We start from the raw sequence: 18481 nt of genomic DNA, 5'->3' as shown, positions 1-18481 counted from the left end.
CCGGCGTGGCCGGGGTGCGGGCCCGTGGCGGTCTTCAGCGCAGGCCGCGCTGGATTTCGTCCAGTTCGCGGATGTACTTGAAGACCTTGCGTGCGGCGGCGGGCGGCTTGTTGCGGGCCGCTTCGTGCTGGGCATGGCGGATCAGGCCGCGCAGGTGCTGGCGGTCAGTGTCCGGGTAGTCGGCCACGAAGGCTTCGAGGGTTTCGTCGTCGCCGGCGATCAGGCGATCACGCCAACGTTCGAGGCTGTGGAAGCGCTCGTTGTATTCGCGGGTGGTGTTGTCGACCTGGTCCACCATGGCGACGATGGCCTCGACATCCTGCTCGCGCATCAGCTTGCCGATGTACTGCAGGTGGCGTTTGCGAGCGATGTGGGCCTTGTGCTTGGGCGCCTCGACCAGGGCCTTGCGCAGCGCATCGGTGAGCGGGAGCTTGTCCTGCATGTCGGGCTTGAGGGTGGTCAGGCGTTCGCCCAGGTCCTGCAGGGCCTGCAGCTCGCGTTTGACCTGGGACTTGCTCTTCTCTCCGGAGAAGTCGTCGTCGAGATATTCAGGCATGGGGGTGGTCCAGTGGAAAACGCCGCCATGATAACCAGTCGGAGGGGGATTGTCCGTCCCGGCTGGCGCCGCGTTCGCGGCGGGTGGGGCAGGGCGCGCGGCGCCCGCCCCGTCGAAACGGGTTTGAGAAATCGGAGTGGCTATGAGTGACGTACAAGGTGTTGGCCCGCAGGCCCTTCCGGAGCTGCAGGCGCAGGTAGAGCGCATCATCGCCGAGGCCGCCCGCCAGGGCGCGACGGCCTGCGAGGTGGCGGTGTCGATGGAGCAGGGGCTGTCCACCACGGTGCGTCAGCGCGAGGTGGAGACGGTGGAGTTCAACCGTGACCAGGGCTTCGGCATCACCCTTTATGTAGGGCAGCGCAAGGGCTCGGCGAGCACCTCGGCCAGCGGCGAAGAGGCCATTCGCGAGACCGTGGCGGCGGCCCTGGCGATTGCCAAGCATGCCTCGGAAGACGACTGCGCAGGGTTGGCCGACCCGGCCCTGATGGCCCGTGACCTGCCGGAGCTGGACCTCTACCACCCCTGGGCCATCAGCCCGGAGCAGGCGGTGGAGCTGGCGCTCACCTGCGAGGCAGCGGCCTTCGATGCCGACCCGCGCATCACCAATGCCGATGGCACCACCCTCAGCACCCACCAGGCCTGCCGCGTGTACGGCAACAGCCATGGCTTCGTCGGGGGCTATGCCAGCACCCGTCACAGCCTGAGCTGCGTGATGATCGGCGGCAGCGAAGGCCAGATGCAGCGTGACTACTGGTACGACGTGAACCGCATCGGCACCCAGCTGGCGGACCCGGCGAGCATCGGTCGCCGCGCCGCCGAGCGCACGGTCAGCCGCCTGGGTGCCCGGGCAGTGCCCACCTGCGAGGTGCCGGTGCTGTTCGCGGCGGAGCTGGCCACGGGGCTGTTCGGCAGCTTCCTGTCGGCCATTTCCGGCGGCAACCTGTACCGCAAGTCTTCCTTCCTGGAGGGCGCGCTGGGCCAGCGCCTGTTCCCCGAGTGGCTGAGCATCGATGAGCGCCCGCACATCCCGCGCGCCATGGCCAGCGCGGCGTTCGACAACGATGGCCTGGCCACCTACGCCAAGCCGTTCGTGGAGAAGGGCGACCTGGTGTCCTATGTGCTGGGCACCTATTCCGGGCGCAAGCTCGGCCTGCCGAGCACGGCCAATGCCGGCGGCGTGCACAACCTGTTCGTCAGCCATGGCCCGGAAGACCAGAAGGCGCTGCTGCGCCGCATGGGGCGTGGCCTGTTGGTGACGGAGCTGATGGGACAGGGTCTGAACATGGTGACTGGCGACTATTCCCGTGGTGCGGCCGGCTACTGGGTGGAGAATGGCGAGATCCAGTTCCCGGTGCAGGAAGTGACCATCGCCGGCAACCTGAAGGACATGTTCCGCCAGATCCTCGCTGTGGGCTCCGACCTGGAGATGCGCGGCAACATCCGCACCGGCTCGGTGCTGATCGAGCGGATGACTGTTGCTGGCAGCTGATCGCCTCTACATGCTCCGCTCCTGAGAACGCGCCCAATGGGCGCGTTTTCGTTTCTTTTCCTGCTTTTTCAAGCGCTTTCATCGAAACGCAGCCTACGGTTGGCGAGCGGGCCTGCACAACGGCGCTTGGCAATTATCTCTAAATATTATTATTCTCATTCGCGAATGATTTTCGTTAGAGGTTTGCCATGCAATCCTGCCGCGAGGAAAACCCAGCTACCGCCCGCTGGCGCTCGACCGGCCTGCGCATCCGCTGCGCGCTGTGTCCGGACGAGCCGCGCCTGCTGGTGCGTTACCTGAACGAGGCCCGGCAACTGGCCGAGCGCCAAGGCGCCTCGCCCTGGCGCATCTTCGAGGCCTGCCTCGACCTGCTGCTGCGCAGCGCGGAAGACCGCGCGCTCCCGGCCCACTGGCGGGCGCAGTGCCTGGACTACGCCTACCTCCCCCTGCAGGAGCTGCGCCACCACGCGCGCAGCTCTGCCCTGCAGCGCCGCCTTCGCGCGCTGCAATGGCGCCTGGCGACCCTGAACCTGGCGCCGTCCCTCCGCTACCACGATCCCGAAGAAGGAGCCCAGCGTGACTGACACCCGAATCGAACGCGACAGCATGGGCGAGCTGGCCGTGCCCGCTCATGCCCTCTATGGCGCCCAGACCCAGCGGGCGGTGAACAACTTCCCGGTATCCGGCCTGCGGATGCCGGCGCCGTTCATCCGCGCCCTGATCCTGGCCAAGGCGGCGGCGGCCCGCGCCAACGTGGAACTGGAGCAGATCAGCCCGGCCATGGGCGATGCCATCGTGGGGGCCTGCCAGGAGCTGTTGGCTACGGACTTCATGGCGCACTTCCCGGTGGATGTGTTCCAGACCGGCTCCGGCACCAGTTCCAACATGAACGCCAACGAGGTGATCGCCACGTTGGCCGGGCGCCTGCTCGGCGAGCCGGTGAGCCCCAACGACCACGTGAACTGCGGGCAGAGCAGCAATGACGTGATCCCCTCCAGCATCCACATCAGCGCGGCCATCGAACTCACCGAGGGCCTGCTGCCGGCGCTGGGCCACCTGTTGCAGGTGCTGTGCGAGAAGTCCCTGGCAGTCCGCCCTTATGTGAAGACCGGGCGTACCCACCTGATGGATGCCATGCCGGTGCGCATGAGCCAGGTACTCGATGGCTGGGCGCAGCAGGTGCAAAGCAACATCGAGCACCTGCGTGCGCTGCTGCCGAGCCTGCAGCAACTGGCCCAGGGCGGCACGGCGGTAGGCACCGGGATCAACGCTCACCCGCGTTTCGCCGAACGTTTCTGCGATGAGCTGAATACCCTGACCGGCCTGCGCTTCGCCCCTGGCAGCAACTTCTTCGCTCTGATCGGTTCCCAGGACACCGCCGTGGCCCTGTCCGGGCAACTGAAGACGGTGGCGGTGTCGCTGATGAAGATCGCCAACGACCTGCGCTGGATGAACTCGGGGCCGCTGGCGGGGCTGGCGGAGATCGAGCTGGAGGCCCTGCAGCCGGGCTCTTCGATCATGCCGGGCAAGGTCAACCCGGTGATTCCGGAAGCGACGGCGATGGTGGCCGCCCAGGTGATCGGCAACGACGCCGCCATCACCCTGGCGGGGCAGTCCGGCAACTTCGAGCTGAACGTGATGCTGCCGCTGGTGGCCCACAACCTGCTGGGCAGTCTGCAGGTGCTCACCACCAGCAGCCGACTGCTGGCGGACCGCGCCGTGGCGAGCTTCACCGTCAACCAGCCGAAGCTGCAGGAAGCGCTGTCGCGCAACCCCATCCTGGTGACGGCGTTGAACCCCATCATCGGCTACCTGAAGGCGGCGGAAATCGCCAAGCAGGCCTACCGCGAAGGGCGCCCGGTGATCGATGTGGCTGAGGAGCACACCGCACTGTCCCGGGCCGAGCTGGAGCAGTTGCTCAACCCCGAGAAACTCACCGAGGGCGGCCTCTAGCCGCTCCACCGGGCGCTACTCCGGTGGCGCTCCTGTTCTGGAGGTGTCGCATGGAATATTGGAAACGCATCATCACGGCGGGCAACCGCTGCTTCCACGACGGGGACTGGATCGAGGCGCGCGAGCTCTACCTGCGTGCGCTGGCCCAGGCGCAGATGCTGCTGGAGCGTTGGCCGGAACCGGCCGAGGCGGTGTCCGCACTGGTGGTGTCGTACCACAACCTGGGTGACCTGCACCTGATGCTGGAGCAGCCGGAGGAGACCGCCGAGTACCTCTGCGCCTGCCACGAGCGCCTGCTGCAGCTGGTGTATGACGCGCGCCAGCCGCAGGACCTGCGGGAGATGGCGCAGCGCCACAGTGGGCGGACCTACGCCACGCTGATGCAGTTCATTCAGGACCACGGCACCTATCCGCGCACTGACCGTTTGCTGGACCGCGGCGCTCCCGTCGCCCGCCGAGCACCCGCCATGAGCCGCCATTACCACTGAGAGAGGAACACCCTCCATGCCTTACGTCTTGCCTGCCTTGCCCTATGCCTACGACTCGCTGGAACCGCACATCGATGCGGCCACCATGGAGATCCACCACAGCAAGCACCACCAGGCCTACGTGAACAACCTGAACGCGGCGCTGGAGGGCAACGCCCTCGGGCATCTGCCGGTGGAGCAGGTGCTGCGTCGCCTCGATGAGCTGCCCGATGCCTTGCGCGTGGCGGTGATCAACAACGGGGGCGGGCATGCGAACCACAGCCTGTTCTGGACCGTGATGTCGCCGGCAGGTGGCGGTGAGCCCGGTGGAACCCTGCGTACGGCCATCGAAGCGGAGCTGGGTGGTTTCGCTGCCTTCAAGGAGGCCTTTACCCAGGCCGCGCTGAAGCGCTTCGGCAGTGGCTGGGCATGGCTGTCGGTGACGCCCGAACGGCGCCTGGTGGTGGAGAGCACCGGTAACCAGGACAGTCCGCTGATGCACGGCAATACGCCGGTGCTGGGTCTGGACGTGTGGGAACACGCCTATTACCTGCGCTATCAGAACCGCCGGCCGGAATACATCGGGGCGTTCTACAACGTGGTGGATTGGGCCGAGGTGGAGCGGCGCTACCGAGAGGCGCTGGCCTGATGGCGGCGCCCTTGCGTATGGCGTCCCTGGCCCGTCGACGACGGCTGGTGGGGGCAGGCCTGCCCAGCGGCTTGTCGCTGCGGCAGGTGCTGGGCATCGCGCTGGTGCTGATCGGGGCGCTGCTGCTGGGGTGGCGGGCGCTGCTGGCCACCGAGCGGGTGCTGGAGCCGCACCTCTGGCACGCACTGATGGCTGGCAGTTTCTGCGCCCTGGGCACGGCCGTCGGCACCTTACCGGTGCTGTGCCTGGGTCGTCTGTCGGCCCGGGCGTCCAATGCCCTGCTTGGCTTCGGGGCCGGCGTGATGTTGGCGGCGACGGTGTTCTCGCTGTTGATGCCGGGGCTGGAGGCGGCGGGGCAGTTGGGGTTCTCCCGCTGGTCGGCGGGTTTTCTGGTCAGCATTGGCTTGCTGTTGGGTGCCAGTGCGCTGTTCGGCCTGGGGCGCCTGTTGCCGGATCAGGCGTTACCCGTCGATGCCGGGGCTGGCGTGCGTCTGGCGCCTCGGGTGGTGCTGTTCGTGATCGCCATCGTGGTGCACAACATTCCGGAAGGCATGGCGGTGGGCGTGGCGGCTGGCGCGGGCCTGGCCGGCGCGGACAGCCTGGCGCTGGGTATTGCGCTGCAGGACCTGCCGGAGGGGCTGATCATTTCCCTGGTGCTGGCTGGGGCGGGGATGTCGCGGGGGCGGGCGCTGCTGATCGGCGCGGCATCCGGGCTGGTGGAGCCGCTGTTCGCGCTGCTGTGCGCGTGGCTGGTGCAGGTCTCGACTGTGCTGCTGCCGTGGGGCCTGGCCCTGGCTGCGGGGGCGATGCTCTTCGCGGTGACTCACGAGATCATCCCGGAGTGCCACAGGCGTGGACATCCAGTGGCCGGGAGCCTGGGGCTGGCGTTCGGCTTCTGCCTGATGATGGTGCTGGATACGGCGCTGGTGTAGCGAGGGGGTGTGGTTATTCGCCTTCGTCGAACTTGTTGTTGACCGGTTCTGAAGTGCTGTTGTGTTTGGGAAAACCCCGCATAGCGTAGGTTTTCTGAGATATATGCGCCTATTTTTCGCACACTTTGCTTCGGGGTGTGGACGTAATGTGGACACTCTGGGCCGACCCGTCTTGCACACCCTGACAATTCCTTTCACAGCATGAAAAGCGAGCCTAACCGCCAGACCCCGCGCTGCCGCAGCCGGCGCGCCCCACTTTCACCCCACCCTGGATTGCGCAAAAAAATCATGCACGGCCCGTCGGCGGGAGGGGGATAAGTCCGATTTAGCCGTCGTTTTCCTGGATCAGCTGGATTTCCCAGGCGTGAAATGGCTGTGTGTATGGTGTGTATAAATCTGTTGGCAGGATCTGATCAGGTGTGTACGATACACACCATAAAGAGGCCGATGGAGGGGGTGATGCGAAGTAGAGAGGTGATCGAACTGATCGTGGCGGATGGGTGGTACGAAGTAGAGGTGAAGGGCAGCCATCACCAGTTCAAGCACCCAACGAAGAAGGGGCGGGTAACGGTTCCTCACCCCAAGAGCGATTTACCAGTGGGAACCGTACACAGCATTTTGAAACAAGCCGGCCTCAAGTGAGGCTGGTCGCTACACCGGAGTCGGTCGTTTGCCGGTTCACCCTTTCGGAGATTGTAAGAGATGAAATTCCCAGTCGTACTACACAAAGACGCTGATTCGGACTACGGCGTGACCGTGCCCGATGTGCCCGGCTGCTTCTCTGCCGGCGCCACCGTTTCGGAAGCGCTGGAGAACGTCCAGGAAGCCCTGGCATTGCATTTCGAGGGGCTGTTGGCTGATGGTGAGGAACTGCCTCAGGCGTTGGAAGTGGACGTCCATATGGAGAATCCTGACTATGTCGGCGGTGTGTGGGCGGTGATTGATTTTGACGTGAGCCCATACTTGGGCAAGGCGGTGCGCTTCAATGCCACGCTGCCGGAGAACCTGCTGCAGCGTATTGATGAGAAAGTGAAGCGTGACCATCGCTATTCGTCTCGGTCGGGCTTTCTGGCCACTGCAGCGTTGCGTGAACTAGCCGCCGCGAACTGATCTCCTGACTAAGGAAGGTCGGCCAATCAAGAAGGTGTGAGAAGAGGCAGTCCATTATCCACGAGCGGCGGATTCGCCAGGTGCGTGTTCGTGATCTGCTCGACCAGCGCGTCCGGCTGCAACTGCCAGTGCGCCGCCTCAATTGTCTGAGCTGTGGGCGGGTGGCCGAGCGGATCAACTGGTTGGCGCCTACGTCTCGTCAGACTCAGCGCTTGCGAGTCTGGCTCGAAGGTCTGCTGCAACTGCTACCTATCAGCCACGTCGGTCGCCTCACCGGACTGCACTGGCATACCCTCAAGACTCTGGATAAATGCCGCCTGGAAGCGTCGGTTGGCGCGCTACAGCCGCGAGGTGATCGACCTCACTCGAGTCGACCAGGCCCACCTCCTGCGTGAAGACAAACCCGCGCGCAAGGCAGTCAAACAAAGCCGCTGGCTGCCGCTGCGCAATCGCGAAAACCTCAAGGACGGGCAGGCCGTGCAGTTGCAGGAACTGATGGCCGCCAATCAGCCACTGGCCACGGTCTATGTGCTCAAGGATGCACTGAAGGACATCTGGTACGCCGCCAGCACGCGGGAGGGCTGGCAGCGCTGGCGAGCCTGGCTGCGACACGTCCGGGACACCGGACTCGCACCGCTACAACGCTTTGCCCTTAACCTGCGCAAACACGAGCGCGGCAGTGCCCGTTTCCACATGAACACCAGCATCCTGGAGGGGGGGTGAACAATCGTATCAAGGTTATCAAACGCATAGCCTACAGTTTCCGGGACTCGATGTATTTCTTCCTGAAAATCAAGGCCGCCTTCCTCGGGAAAGACGCGATTAGCCTAATTAAACTTAGTTTTTTGTAAGCGTAGTGTAGAACTGAATCCGAAGTAACTATTCCCTCGAGAGCTCCATGAGCTCCATTTGAAAATCTTCTATAATCCTTCAGCCATACAATGTGACGGTACAGTCCACGCCACTCATCATCATTAAGGCGCCATTGTCTAAAATGGTATTTCGGCATGTCAAAACGCCATTGCCCTTGATCAATTGATATGAAATTATTTGCAAAAATCCTTTCAGAAAGGGGAGCAAAGGTCTCGACATTTTCATTTTTGTGAGCAAGGTCAACCTGCATGAATTTTTTCACGAACTGCAAAAATATCCATTGCTCTGGCGAGTGGCGCCAAAGATGCTCCGGCCAAGGATCTCCTTCTAGTTCATGCAGCCTACCATCGAAATATCTTTGATCGTCGTCAGTCTTTAGTGGGATATCAAAAAGAGAAAAAATGTCTTGGCGCAGGCCAAAATAAATCCAATCACCTGGATGAAATACGACTGGCTTGCGACCGCTAGCACCATAGTATTTTCTTGAATAGCACGCCGGAATCAGGACTCTCTCAGAGAAAAGAGAGTATTGAGGGTTCCTGCAAGGAAATTTCTGGAAAAATTTTAGAAAATTGTTTGAGCGCAATACGATATCGCTTCTCAATTTTAATACATACTTTCTATCGGAGGCATTAACCCCAGCAAGCGTAGAGACTATCTGTCTGTTAGTATTATCCATCATATTCTGATGAGTGTGTGAAACTTTCGCTCCTGGGTCATCATTGATAATCAATTTATCAAAAATTAAATCACTAAGATTCGGATTTGGCCAAGTGGAGAGAATGATCTGTGCGTCAGGCAGAAAAGCCTTTACTGATTTCAAGCATAAGTGCGTATATTTGGGGTCGATAGGCCCCTGGACCACAACGCTTATATCAGAAGATTTTATCGGGGAGGCTTTCATAGACGTCCTGTATAATGCATAGATAAGATCCTTTTTAGGCTCTTCGCGGAATATGGGGAAATAGCGAGTTGACAGTCAGGGAAGTGGGTAAGTTGGCAGTCGCCAAACGAACCAAACCCCACACCTGCTACAGCCGTGCATGCTATTGATTTTGCTGCTTTCTGGCCAGGCCAAGAGGTCGTTGCCTGGCGCCAATCCGCCCATTATACCTTGCTGATTGAGCCCCTGCCTCAACTCGGCTCTGCCCATCTACGGCGCTGTGGTCAGCCCAGTCCACTCATCCACGAGCGGCGGATTCGCCTGAAATGGTCTTTTCAGATAATTGAGACCAACTTGAAGGTATTCTGAGCATTTCTTGAGCGTTAAAGCTAAGTCAGAGTGATCGGTTTCAATTGCTCTGAAAGCGCCAATGCCAGTGTCGCCTTGGCAGTAAATTGACCCATATCACTAGGGCTCGGCGCAGTCCCTGGAACGTGGGTATGGGTGGCTAGCTGGGTGTTCATCTGCTCCACCAACTCGATCAGATCCAGCAGCACCTGCAGGACGTTTACGCCTGGGGAGCCCAGCCAGGTCTGGGCCGCGATGCTGCGGCGGATCCCGACGATGGCCTCGGCCATGTCGCCGCCCACGGTGGCGTTCAGCTTCTGCCCCACCACCAGGTTCAGGTCGCGTCCGGTGGCTTGGTGCAGGTCGCCCACGGCGGCGAGGCTCGCGGATCCACCGGACAGCAGTTTGAGCGCGCCCAGCGCCTGCAGCTTCTTCACACCGCCCACGGTCTCGGTGCTGTGGTCGTCCACGTCCACGGTGGTGATCTGGTAGTGCTCGGCGTTCTCCAGGGCCTCCACCTCGCGCTCTACGGCCTGATCGCGGAGCTGCCCATCCGTCTGGCGAGTCCAGTTGCCATCGGCGTCCACTCGCTGCTGGCTGGCCTCGCTGTGCTGCCACAGCTGATCCCCCTTTGAGACCTTCGGCAGGCTCAGCCCGTGGGGGAGTATCTGCGCGATGTAGGGCTTGTGGGGCAGGCCGTAGGCAAAGCACACCACCACAGTGGCACCCTCTTCGGGGAAGCCGAAGAAGCCCGCTTCCTGGCCGCCATTGGGCGCGGGTAGGGGCAGGCTGTGAAGAATGGGCAGGTCGGGATCGGGTTCGCCGTCGGGTCGCAGCACCTCGACATCCACCCCGAAGCGCGGGCGGAAGTCGTCGCACAGGCCTGGGGCGTCTGGCGCATCCGGTACGGCGACCACACGGCCGAAGCGGGGCAGGTGATAGCCCCCGGTCAGTTCGGGAAATTGGCGCTCTACTGCGCGGCGGATTGCGTCTTCCATCGGAGGGCCATCTGCGAGTCGGCGAGGGTCACAGACGTGATCCGCTCGCCTTGGTTGATTGACGCACCAGGGCGAAGGCCTGGGAGGGCCGCCACCATGGCGCTCTGGTTGCCTTGGTAGGTGTCGAACAGCTCGGGCGGGAGCGGCAAGGGATCGCGCACGCCCCAGAAGCTGTGTGCCCAGTTGCCCACGTACACCTCGCCGTCGCCCTGCTGCTGCCAGATGAAGTCCGGGATGCCGAACACCTGGGCGAGGCTGTCCATGGCCTGATACCCGGCGGCGAGGCTGTAGAAGTAGGGCGTCTTCACCTTTGCGTAGGGCTGATCCGGCACGCGAAAGCGCAGGCCGGTGCGCGTGCTGATCTCGGCCAGCACCTGCCGGAGGTCAACATGGCGCAGGTTCATGGGCAGCGGCATGGCCAGCACGCTGGTCAGCTCGCGGCAGAACAGCACCTGCTGCTGGCTGTTGGCGGCTGTGCAGCGCTCAACGTGGCCGATGAAGTGCCGCTGCAGCGCGCGTTCGTTGTAGCCCAGGTCCAGGGTCACCAGACCGCGCACGGGCGCTTCGGCCTTGATGGTGAGGCTGGCCCGGCCGGGGCTGCGCAGATCCAGGCGCACCTCGTCTTTCACCAGGGGGTAAACCTTGCCGGCGATGGTCAGGACCTTGTGCAGCTTCATGCGAGGGCGTCATCCAGGCGTTTCAGAACGGCTTCAAAGCCGGTCAGCTCGCCCGGCTGGGCGCCGGCTTCGCTGGTGATGCCATCGATGGACTGGCCAGGGCCTGCCTGCTGCGTCACCGAGTTGCCGGGGCGGCGTTTCTCCACGCGCTCGGCTGTGGATAGTTTCTCGGCCAGGGTGAACTGGACGCGCCACGCCGACAGCGTGTCGTCCTCGCGGGCGCTTACTCCGTCGCTGAACTCCACCTGCCGGACGCCGAAGGCCTCGGCGGTGTCGTTCACCACCCGATAGGTGCGGCGCTGGCCGCCGGCGCCGGTGGCTTCGGCCCAGCTCATCAGCTCCACCAGGTGCGCGCGGTCGCGGTACGGAATCAGCAGGGTGATGGTCAGCGTCTTGGGCTTGAAGCCCTTGTGCGCCGCGTCGGTGTTGCTGGTCTGCCCCGACAGATCGTCGCTCTCGATGCGCAGCGAGGCCGCCACCTTGAGCCCCTTCCCGCGCACCTTCTTGCCGTCGAGTAGCAGCGTCATAGGCCCACCAGCTCACGCACGAAGCTCAGCCCATCCAGCGATCCCGTCAGCACCAGGCCGGCACTCAGCACCCATTCATGGCCAGGCGGCTGGCCGTCGAGCATGGCAGCGCGCAGTTGGGCCGGCGTACCAGGGCCGACCAGGCGGGCGCGTATGCTGTCGTCAGCGGATCCGCCGGCCAGCAGCGCCTGCAGGTCGGTCAGCTTCTGATCGCGTGCCGCCTGCTGGGTGGCCTTGCGCCCAGCCAGCGCGACGAGATCCGCCATGGGCGAGCTGTCGGCGGCGTAGCCCTCCAGGACGGCCAACTGGCCCGCCATGGACTGCTTGGCGGCCTTGGTGATGGTGCAGCGCTCCAGGGGCAGTGTGCCCCAGCGCGGCAGCGGGCCAGCAGAGGGCGTCACCCACTTTTCCGACTCCAGCCGGGACAGGTGCCGGGCGCGCCGTTCGGTGCGCACCAGGTCTGGTACCGGCAGCAGCGCGTTGAAGCGCGCCAGGGTGCTCGCCAACTGGTCGTAGCGGGTAGCCAGGAACAGGATCGACAGCGCGAACTGCGGGCCGGTAGGGCGGCCGGCGTCGGTGCTGTCCACCAGCTTGTCGGCCAGGTGCTGCAGCAGGTTGGGTGCCGACAGGAAGCGCTGGTGGCCACGGCCTTGGCCGATGCCCGACTGGAAGGGCGTCACCGCCAGGCAGGCCGGCGCCTCGCCCAGCTGCGCGGAGAGCGCAGCACGCCCGGCGGCGATGGCGGCCTGCGCGGCGCTGCCGACCGGGCCAGGGTTGGTGGTGGCCAGGCCGTCCAGGCCTGCCAGGCGGGTGGCCGTGCTGGCCAGCTCGCCGCCGGCCAGATCCTTGGCCGCCGTCAGCCCGCCCATCCACTGGGTGGCCTGGTCGGGCCAGCGCATGCTCACGGGTGCCCAGGTCACGATGCAGCGGCCTCCCAGGTGATGGCTTGCATGGCCTCGATGTCACCGGCTGCCAGCGCGAGATCCAGCTGCTGTTTCAGCGCGTTGGCGCGCTGCAATAGCTGCAGCTTGTACAGGGTGAAGTCGTCGCCCACCTGGCGCAGCTGCTCGGCGGTGTGCAAGCGGAAGTCCCTCACGCCTTGCTCGTCGCGGCAGGCGTAGGGCATATCCAGCCCCCGAAGGATGGCGCCGGTCAGGTTCAGCTGATCATCCAGCTGGCTGCTGTACTGGTGTGGGGCACCCAAGGCTGTGGACTGGAAGCCGGAGCTTATGGCCGCTTCGCAGCAGCGGTTAATGCCTGCGTACTGCTGCTTGTAAACCTCGTCGCACTGCTCTGCCTTGCTGGGTTGTGGCGCGTCTACAAGGATCGGTAGTCCGTCCAGATCGTGGATTCGGATCTGACCCAGGACGGGCATAGGCGATGGCTGAAAGATACCGTTCCTCTGGGATCGGTATTGCATCATCAGGGAGTTGGCCGCCATGTATGCCCGGAAGGTATGTGTTGCCGGTAGATCGGCTGTAATAGCGCATTGCGTATCCCTAGCGGCCAGCCGCTATCCAGTAAATGTCAAAGTTCGTGACCCCGTTGCTCGTGGTCCCATTCCCTGCACGACGATTAAAAGTCGCCTGATGTAGCGATGAATCGCCCCGGCTGGGTGAAACGTCCCAGCCGACGGGATTCACAACAATCAGTAGTGCAAATTCGAAAAAATTTAGGGCAGGAAAGGCGATGGGAAACGTCACGGAGACCGGCCCAGGGGTCGGGTTCCAGGCACGTCCCCATTGAATGATCCAGCCCCCCATCCAGCTCGGAAACGCGAAGTAACCGTTTGGCGCAAGGCTGTATGAAATACCCCACCGCAACTTTTGGGGCGTGATATAGGACGTGTTGTCATTGCCCGCGTCGGTCTGCGGCTGGCTAGCCACCTTTGCGACGCCTGCCAGTGCTTCGGTGGCCTGGGTCCCAGTGGTCTCGATGGTCGCATTGGCAGAGCCGTTGAACGCCACGCTTCCCGTAACCGCGCCGGTTAAGGCGATGGTTCGAGCATTGGCCAGTTTGGTGGCGATTCCCACTACGGTGGCACCCGACACGATGTTGGCGATAGCCGTCCAGATCTGCGCCGTGGCGGCCTTCACCGCCTTGGTGGTTGCCAGGATCAGGCTGCTGTCGCTGGCTTCGTCGTCGCTTTTGGCGTTCGGCAGGTTGCCCAGCCCCACGTCGTCCTTGGTGGTCGCCCTGGCCCGCAGGCCGGTGTAGTCGCCCACGCGGGCGGCGAAGTGCGCCACCAGAGGTCCGGCGACGTTCTCCACCGGGCGGCTATCGGTGACGATGTTGCTGTTCGGCAGCTCTGCGAGGGCCACGCAGTAGTGCTGCACACCGGCGCTGTCCACGTAGTCCACCTTTGCCATCCCCCAGACCACGCTCCAGGACGCCACCACGTCGTTCAGCTCGCGCTTCAGGGCGACGTCCAGCCAGGCGGTGGTGGGGAATGCCGGCGGCACCACAGGCAGCGCTGCAGAACGCTGCAGGCGCACGCCTTCCACGTAGGCGGTGCCCGGCTTGAGCTGATACGTCCCGCCCACTTTCTCCAGCTGCAGCGCGCTGCCGAAGAAGCACGCCCGCCCGTAGATGTCGCGGTTGCTCCGGCGCTCGCGCTCGTCGATGCCCGCCAGGCGCACGGTGAAGTCGTGCTGCCAGGTGCTGGCGTCGATGGTCAGACCGGTCAGCGCCTGGGCACCGTCGAACACCACCAGGAAGTTGCGGGTGACGTTGTTCCCCAGCTGCAGCGGCGGGATGTTGCGGCGCTTCTGCTGGGTAGGCACGTAGGCCACCATCAGCAGCACGTTCTCGGCGGTTTCCAGGCCGATCCAGTTCCAGTCGAAGTCACCGATATCGCTGCCCGCATCAGGCTGTAGACCACCTGGTTGGGGTTCACGTAGCCGGCCTGGGTGATGTCGTAGGTGCCGACGATCTGCCCGGCGGCCGGCTTGCCGGCAGCGCGGTCCACTGGCCCGTTGGGATCGAGGCCGGGCACGTTGGCCAGGATGAAGCGGGACACGGTGAGGATCTGCTGCGCGCCCTGCTTCTGCGCGATCAGGCGTTCACCGGCAAGGGTAATGCTGGCACCCATGGGGGTCTCCTACAGGCTGGCGACCAGCGTCTGCTGGTCGTCGTTGAAATCGACCGCGACCAGGCCAAGCGGCACCGGGGTGATGGTCACGAAGTCGTAGCGGCGGCAGGTGCGGCCGTACTGCTGAATCAGCACGCGCAGCAGCTCGGGGTTCTCGGCCAACTGGGTGTTGCTCAGTTGCAGCAGCACCACGTCCCAGTCGCGTTCGGGGTGGCGTTCCTCGATCTCCACATAGCCCACGCCCAGGCGCTGCAGAATGCGCTTCATGCCGGCAACGCTGCCGGCGTCCACGGCGTTGATGAAGGCGTGCTTCACCCGCAGGCGATACAGGGCCTCGGGCTCGCCCTTGAAGCGCGTGATGTCGCGCTGCCAGGCCAGCAGATCCAGGATGGTCATGTGGCAGGTGTCGGCGTCCATCTGCAGCAGCGGCCAGCGCAGCCAGCCTTCCACCTTTGTCCACCAGGCCTGTGCAGCGGCCTTGAGCTTTGCCAGCTCGGGGCCGTCTAGCCAGAAGGGCAGCCCGAGCTTAATCATGGGGCACCACCTGCAGGCTCTGGATCCGGGGGATGGCCAGCTCCGACACGATGTCGGCGTTCTGGAAGCGCAGCGACTCGATGCCGGGGAACTGTTGGTGCAGTTCCTCGCCCAGGCGGCTGAAGGAAAAGCGCGACTGCGGGTAGGTCAGGGTTGGTTGGTAGTCGGTGGTGGTGCTCTCGCGGAATGCGGCGCGCACGAACAGCTCGATGTTCGCCAGCAGGCTCTGGCGTTGCTCGGCGGTCAGCGTCGAACGCGGCCACACCTCCAGCATGATGGCGTGCAGGGTCTCCGGCATCTCCATCACCAGCAGGTCATCACCATGGCCATGGTTGCCCTGGTCACGGATGTGGGCGTTGATCTGCTCCAGGTAGGTGGCTGCCGGCACGTCCGCCTCGAACAGCACATAGGCATTGGCGCTACCAGGGCCACGCGGCGCACCGTGCAGGAAGTACACGCCATCGGGGCGCACGCCCGGGAAAGCCGAGATCAGCGCACGGTAGACGGCATCGGTGTGCCACTGGTTGACCGCCGAAAACTGGTTGCGCACGCGCAGGCGCAGCTCGTCGTCGGGCTCAGGATCCGCGCCGGGCGAGGTCAGCCAGCCGCTGCTGTTCACCACCTGGACGATGCCCGGCACGGGCTCCGGCAGAATGGCGTAGTAGCCCGGCGCCAGGTTGAAGCCGGCGCCGGTATCCACCGCCTCGGCCGGGATCTCCAGCTGCATCGCACCATCGGTGAACGTGCCATCGGCGGTCGTCACCAACTGGTAGATGTGCCCGTTGATCGAAGCGGACTGCACCACCGTGCCGGCCGGCACCTCCAGGGCGCCGCCGGCCGCCAGCCGGGTGAACAGCAGCATACCCTTGGCTTTGGTTGCACCCTTGCGCTCCACGTTCACGGCCCAGGCCAGCATGTCCAGCCAGGTGCCGGTGGCGGTCTTCACGAAGAAGTTCGGCAGCACGGTGCCGCTGATGAAGGTGATCAGCCACAGCACGGGCTTGGTCACCAGGGCGGTGACGATCCGCCAGAACGGCGAATAGGCGCTGGTGTTGCTCAGCGCACTGCCCTGGGCGGCCACTTCATTTTCCCAGGCTTGGCGCAGCCCTTGCTCGGTGGTCGGAATGCCGGCGTCATGGAGCGCCTGCTTGAAATCTACGGTCACAGGGTCACCTCAATCACTCCAAACTCAACGGTGCGCGCGGTCACCAGGTACTGGCCGGCGTCCACTTCGCGGATCTTCGCGGTGCCTGGCACCAGGCGTTCGTCGGCCTCCACCAGCAGCTCCAACTGCTGGATGCAGTCGCGCTGCCGAAGGCGGTCACGCTCAGCCACCAGGGTCACCAGCAGACCGCTCTCGCGGATCATGTGGGCGATGTCCTGGGCGATGCTCGCGCGGTCATCCACAAGCCGCGGCTGGCAAGACGGGTCCAGCGCCAGGTCGTTGTCCTGGATCAGCAGATCGATGTAGAGGCTCATCCGGCAGCCATCCCCAGCATGTTTTCCAGTTCCAGCGGGGTCATGGCCTTGCCGGTGTGGATCTCCACCTTCTCGATGTGATTGCCCCTGCTCTGGCTGGACGTGTTCTGGATCCGCGTCAGCAGGCCACCCGGCGGCACGCTGGCGGCCTGGCCCGGCGACAGGCTGGGAATGGCCGCATTGATCGTCTGCTGCATCTTCCGTGCGGCTGCTGCGCGCTTGGCGGCGCTCATGGCTTCGCCCATGCCTGGCGCTTCGGGCATATCGGCAAAGCTGGTATCGATCGAAACGCAGGGGATCTTGTTCAGCAGCTCGATCAGGCCTTTCAGCGCCTTGCCCAGCAGCGCGAACGGCGACAGGTTGGTGAAGGCCCACAGCAGGGTGTCCCACACGCTGTTCGCACCACTGGTCGCGCCCGTCAGTTCAGCGAGCCAGCCCAGCACGTTGGCGCCGATGCTCCACAGCTTCTGCAAGGCAGCCCAGCCCAGCTGCAGCACCGCCACCCAGATCTTGAACGCCAGCACCACGGGACTGATGATCGTCAGCAGCACCTGGAACCACGCGGTGTTGCCGAATTTGGCCTTCAACTGGACCCACCAGATGATGGCGGCACCCACAGCCACGATCAGCAGGACGATCCCCAGGACCAGCAGCGCGATAGAGCTGATCAGAATCGACAGCACCGACATCACCCCGCCCAGCACGGTCAGCAGACCCGCAGCGGCGACCAGGGCGAGCAGACCGAGGGTGATGTAGCCCAGCCAGCGCGCGATGTTCGGGAACATGGTCAGCCAGCGCTGGAAGGTCGTCCCCATCTTGGTGATGCGCTGAATCAGCGGCGTCAGCACGGGCATCAGCACCTGGCCCATCACGATGCGCAGGTTCTGCAGCATGGCGGCGAACTGATCGAACGGGTCCACCATGGCCTTGGCCATCTGCTCGGCCTGCTCCATGCCTTTCACCTTGCCCAGCTTGTCCAGGCCACCGCGCAGCCGGTCGGTGTCCTTCATCAGGGTGACGATCAAGCGCGACGCCTCGCCGCCGAAGGCACCGGTGATGGCGTCGAGCTTCGCCTGGGTGTCCAGGTCGCCGAACTTCCCTTTCAGCTTGTCCAGGATCGACAGCATGGGTAGCAGCTGGCCGTTGCTGTCGGTGAACTTCATGCCGAGCTTGTCCGAAGCCCCGGCGATGTTCTCGAAGAAGGACTTGTACAGCCCGCCCGCCTCGCCACCTTCGATGGTGGTGCCGAGCGTGCCCAGGACGGCCATCTGCTCGGCCAGGCTCACACCGGCCGCCGAAGCGCCAATGCCGGTGGCCTTGAAGGCGTCGTTCAACTGCTGGCCACTGGTGCGGAACAGCTGGACGGCGAGCGCACTCTGCCCGGCCAGCATCTCCACCCACTCGCCTTTGCCCATGGCGTCCGCCTGGGCCTTGTTCAGGCCATACAGCTTGCCGATGTAGGCGCTGACGGTCTCGCTGTCGGTCTTGGTGGCCTTGGCCAGCACGTTGGAGGCGTTGGTGAACAGGGCCAGCTGCGAGCCGGTCAGGTCCTTTACCGCACCTTCGATGCTGTAGGCGGACTGGACAAAGGCGGTCGCGTTCTCGCCGTAGGCCACGGCGAACTCGAAGGATTTCGCCTGGAGCGAGTCCAGGGCGTCTTCGGCCACCCCCAGGGAACGCACCTCGCCCAGCGCGCGGAGCTGGTCCCGCGCAGGCTGCAGGCCTTCCTTGAACGCCACGATGGTGCCGACCACGCCCGCCATGCCGGCGCCCATCTGCACGAAGCCGTTCTTGCCGACCTCGGCCACGTCCTGCAGCTGCCTGGCGACGTTGGCGGCCGGGGCCGTCACCTGATCGACCAGGCGCAGGATGAAGTCAAGGTGACTGGTGGTGGATGCAGCAGCCATTCATTGGG

At 64.1% G+C, this 18481-nt stretch carries 19 protein-coding genes and 3 pseudogenes; 9 read left to right on the top strand and 13 right to left on the bottom strand.

The features are described from left to right. Window positions 1-34: 34 nt before the first annotated feature. Window positions 35-556, bottom strand: coding sequence for a ribosome biogenesis factor YjgA (yjgA, locus tag SZ55_RS18810; protein ID WP_044409758.1), 522 nt, complete (start codon window positions 554-556; stop codon window positions 35-37). Between the two features lie 142 nt (window positions 557-698). Here yjgA and pmbA point away from each other — a divergent pair, with 142 nt between their 5' ends. From pmbA to SZ55_RS18765, 9 genes and pseudogenes are all read left to right on the top strand, one after another. Continuing rightward, complete coding sequence (pmbA, locus tag SZ55_RS18805; protein WP_044409756.1) at window positions 699-2045, top strand: metalloprotease PmbA; 1347 nt, start codon at window positions 699-701, stop codon at window positions 2043-2045. 188 nt (window positions 2046-2233) lie between these two features. Further along, window positions 2234-2629 carry a hypothetical protein gene (locus SZ55_RS18800; RefSeq protein ID WP_044409753.1) on the top strand — a complete coding sequence of 132 codons (396 nt, stop codon included), beginning with the start codon at window positions 2234-2236 and terminating at the stop codon, window positions 2627-2629. Further along, window positions 2622-3998 carry a class II fumarate hydratase gene (locus SZ55_RS18795; protein WP_044409750.1) on the top strand — a complete coding sequence of 459 codons (1377 nt, stop codon included), beginning with the start codon at window positions 2622-2624 and terminating at the stop codon, window positions 3996-3998. The genes SZ55_RS18800 and SZ55_RS18795 overlap by 8 nt, the downstream gene beginning before the upstream one ends. 50 nt (window positions 3999-4048) lie before the next feature. Then, window positions 4049-4486, top strand: coding sequence for a tetratricopeptide repeat protein (locus tag SZ55_RS18790; protein WP_044409748.1), 438 nt, complete (start codon window positions 4049-4051; stop codon window positions 4484-4486). Window positions 4487-4502: 16 nt separating this feature from the next. Continuing rightward, complete coding sequence (locus tag SZ55_RS18785; RefSeq protein WP_044409745.1) at window positions 4503-5114, top strand: superoxide dismutase; 612 nt, start codon at window positions 4503-4505, stop codon at window positions 5112-5114. Next, window positions 5114-6046 (top strand): ZIP family metal transporter, encoded by a 933-nt coding sequence (locus tag SZ55_RS18780; protein ID WP_442963703.1) that lies wholly within the window; start codon window positions 5114-5116, stop codon window positions 6044-6046. The genes SZ55_RS18785 and SZ55_RS18780 overlap by 1 nt, the downstream gene beginning before the upstream one ends. A 459-nt stretch (window positions 6047-6505) precedes the next feature. After that, entirely contained in the window at window positions 6506-6688 is a 183-nt protein-coding gene (locus tag SZ55_RS18775) for a type II toxin-antitoxin system HicA family toxin (protein WP_043103663.1), read from the top strand. Window positions 6689-6748: 60 nt separating this feature from the next. Next, entirely contained in the window at window positions 6749-7156 is a 408-nt protein-coding gene (locus tag SZ55_RS27585) for a type II toxin-antitoxin system HicB family antitoxin (RefSeq protein ID WP_044409742.1), read from the top strand. 29 nt (window positions 7157-7185) lie between these two features. Next, window positions 7186-8007 (top strand): annotated as a pseudogene (locus tag SZ55_RS18765) (transposase); the annotation flags it as partial. Here the strand turns inward: SZ55_RS18765 and SZ55_RS27580 are convergent. The 12 genes and pseudogenes from SZ55_RS27580 to SZ55_RS18710 all read right to left on the bottom strand — a co-directional run bounded on the left by SZ55_RS27580 (window position 7911) and on the right by SZ55_RS18710 (window position 18473). After that, a complete protein-coding gene (locus SZ55_RS27580; protein ID WP_082078282.1) occupies window positions 7911-8933 on the bottom strand; it encodes a WavE lipopolysaccharide synthesis family protein in 1023 nt (340 codons plus the stop codon). The pseudogene SZ55_RS18765 and the gene SZ55_RS27580 sit on opposite strands and share 97 nt — an antisense overlap. 368 nt (window positions 8934-9301) lie before the next feature. Continuing rightward, window positions 9302-10258, bottom strand: a complete 957-nt coding sequence (locus SZ55_RS18760) for a hypothetical protein (RefSeq protein ID WP_044409739.1) — start codon at window positions 10256-10258, stop codon at window positions 9302-9304. After that, a complete protein-coding gene (locus SZ55_RS18755) occupies window positions 10231-10935 on the bottom strand; it encodes a hypothetical protein (RefSeq protein WP_044409736.1) in 705 nt (234 codons plus the stop codon). The genes SZ55_RS18760 and SZ55_RS18755 overlap by 28 nt, the downstream gene beginning before the upstream one ends. Then, window positions 10932-11462 carry a baseplate complex protein gene (locus tag SZ55_RS18750; protein ID WP_044409733.1) on the bottom strand — a complete coding sequence of 177 codons (531 nt, stop codon included), beginning with the start codon at window positions 11460-11462 and terminating at the stop codon, window positions 10932-10934. The genes SZ55_RS18755 and SZ55_RS18750 overlap by 4 nt, the downstream gene beginning before the upstream one ends. Then, window positions 11459-12382 (bottom strand): hypothetical protein, encoded by a 924-nt coding sequence (locus tag SZ55_RS18745; protein ID WP_044409731.1) that lies wholly within the window; start codon window positions 12380-12382, stop codon window positions 11459-11461. Before SZ55_RS18745 ends, SZ55_RS18750 begins: the two co-directional genes overlap by 4 nt. Further along, window positions 12379-12837 carry a DUF4376 domain-containing protein gene (locus SZ55_RS18740; protein ID WP_177329736.1) on the bottom strand — a complete coding sequence of 153 codons (459 nt, stop codon included), beginning with the start codon at window positions 12835-12837 and terminating at the stop codon, window positions 12379-12381. The genes SZ55_RS18745 and SZ55_RS18740 overlap by 4 nt, the downstream gene beginning before the upstream one ends. Before the next feature lie 124 nt (window positions 12838-12961). Further along, window positions 12962-13210 (bottom strand): annotated as a pseudogene (locus SZ55_RS29155) (gp53-like domain-containing protein); the annotation flags it as partial. A 183-nt stretch (window positions 13211-13393) separates the two neighbouring features. Next, window positions 13394-14553, bottom strand: a pseudogene (locus SZ55_RS28710) (phage tail-collar fiber domain-containing protein); the annotation flags it as partial. A gap of 9 nt (window positions 14554-14562) precedes the next feature. Beyond that, entirely contained in the window at window positions 14563-15087 is a 525-nt protein-coding gene (locus SZ55_RS18725; RefSeq protein WP_044409729.1) for a phage tail protein, read from the bottom strand. Next, on the bottom strand, window positions 15080-16252 hold the full coding sequence (locus SZ55_RS18720; protein WP_044409726.1) for a baseplate J/gp47 family protein: 1173 nt from the start codon (window positions 16250-16252) through the stop codon (window positions 15080-15082). Before SZ55_RS18720 ends, SZ55_RS18725 begins: the two co-directional genes overlap by 8 nt. Continuing rightward, window positions 16249-16566, bottom strand: coding sequence for a DUF2590 family protein (locus tag SZ55_RS18715; RefSeq protein WP_044409724.1), 318 nt, complete (start codon window positions 16564-16566; stop codon window positions 16249-16251). The genes SZ55_RS18720 and SZ55_RS18715 overlap by 4 nt, the downstream gene beginning before the upstream one ends. After that, on the bottom strand, window positions 16563-18473 hold the full coding sequence (locus SZ55_RS18710) for a phage tail tape measure protein (protein ID WP_044409721.1): 1911 nt from the start codon (window positions 18471-18473) through the stop codon (window positions 16563-16565). The genes SZ55_RS18715 and SZ55_RS18710 overlap by 4 nt, the downstream gene beginning before the upstream one ends. Window positions 18474-18481: the final 8 nt, after the last annotated feature.

The sequence above is a fragment of the Pseudomonas sp. FeS53a genome, assembly GCF_000931385.1.
Taxonomy (GTDB): domain Bacteria; phylum Pseudomonadota; class Gammaproteobacteria; order Pseudomonadales; family Pseudomonadaceae; genus Metapseudomonas; species Metapseudomonas otitidis.
The sequence above is the reverse complement of the archived record's forward strand: the minus strand, read 5'-3'. Positions and strand labels throughout refer to the sequence as shown.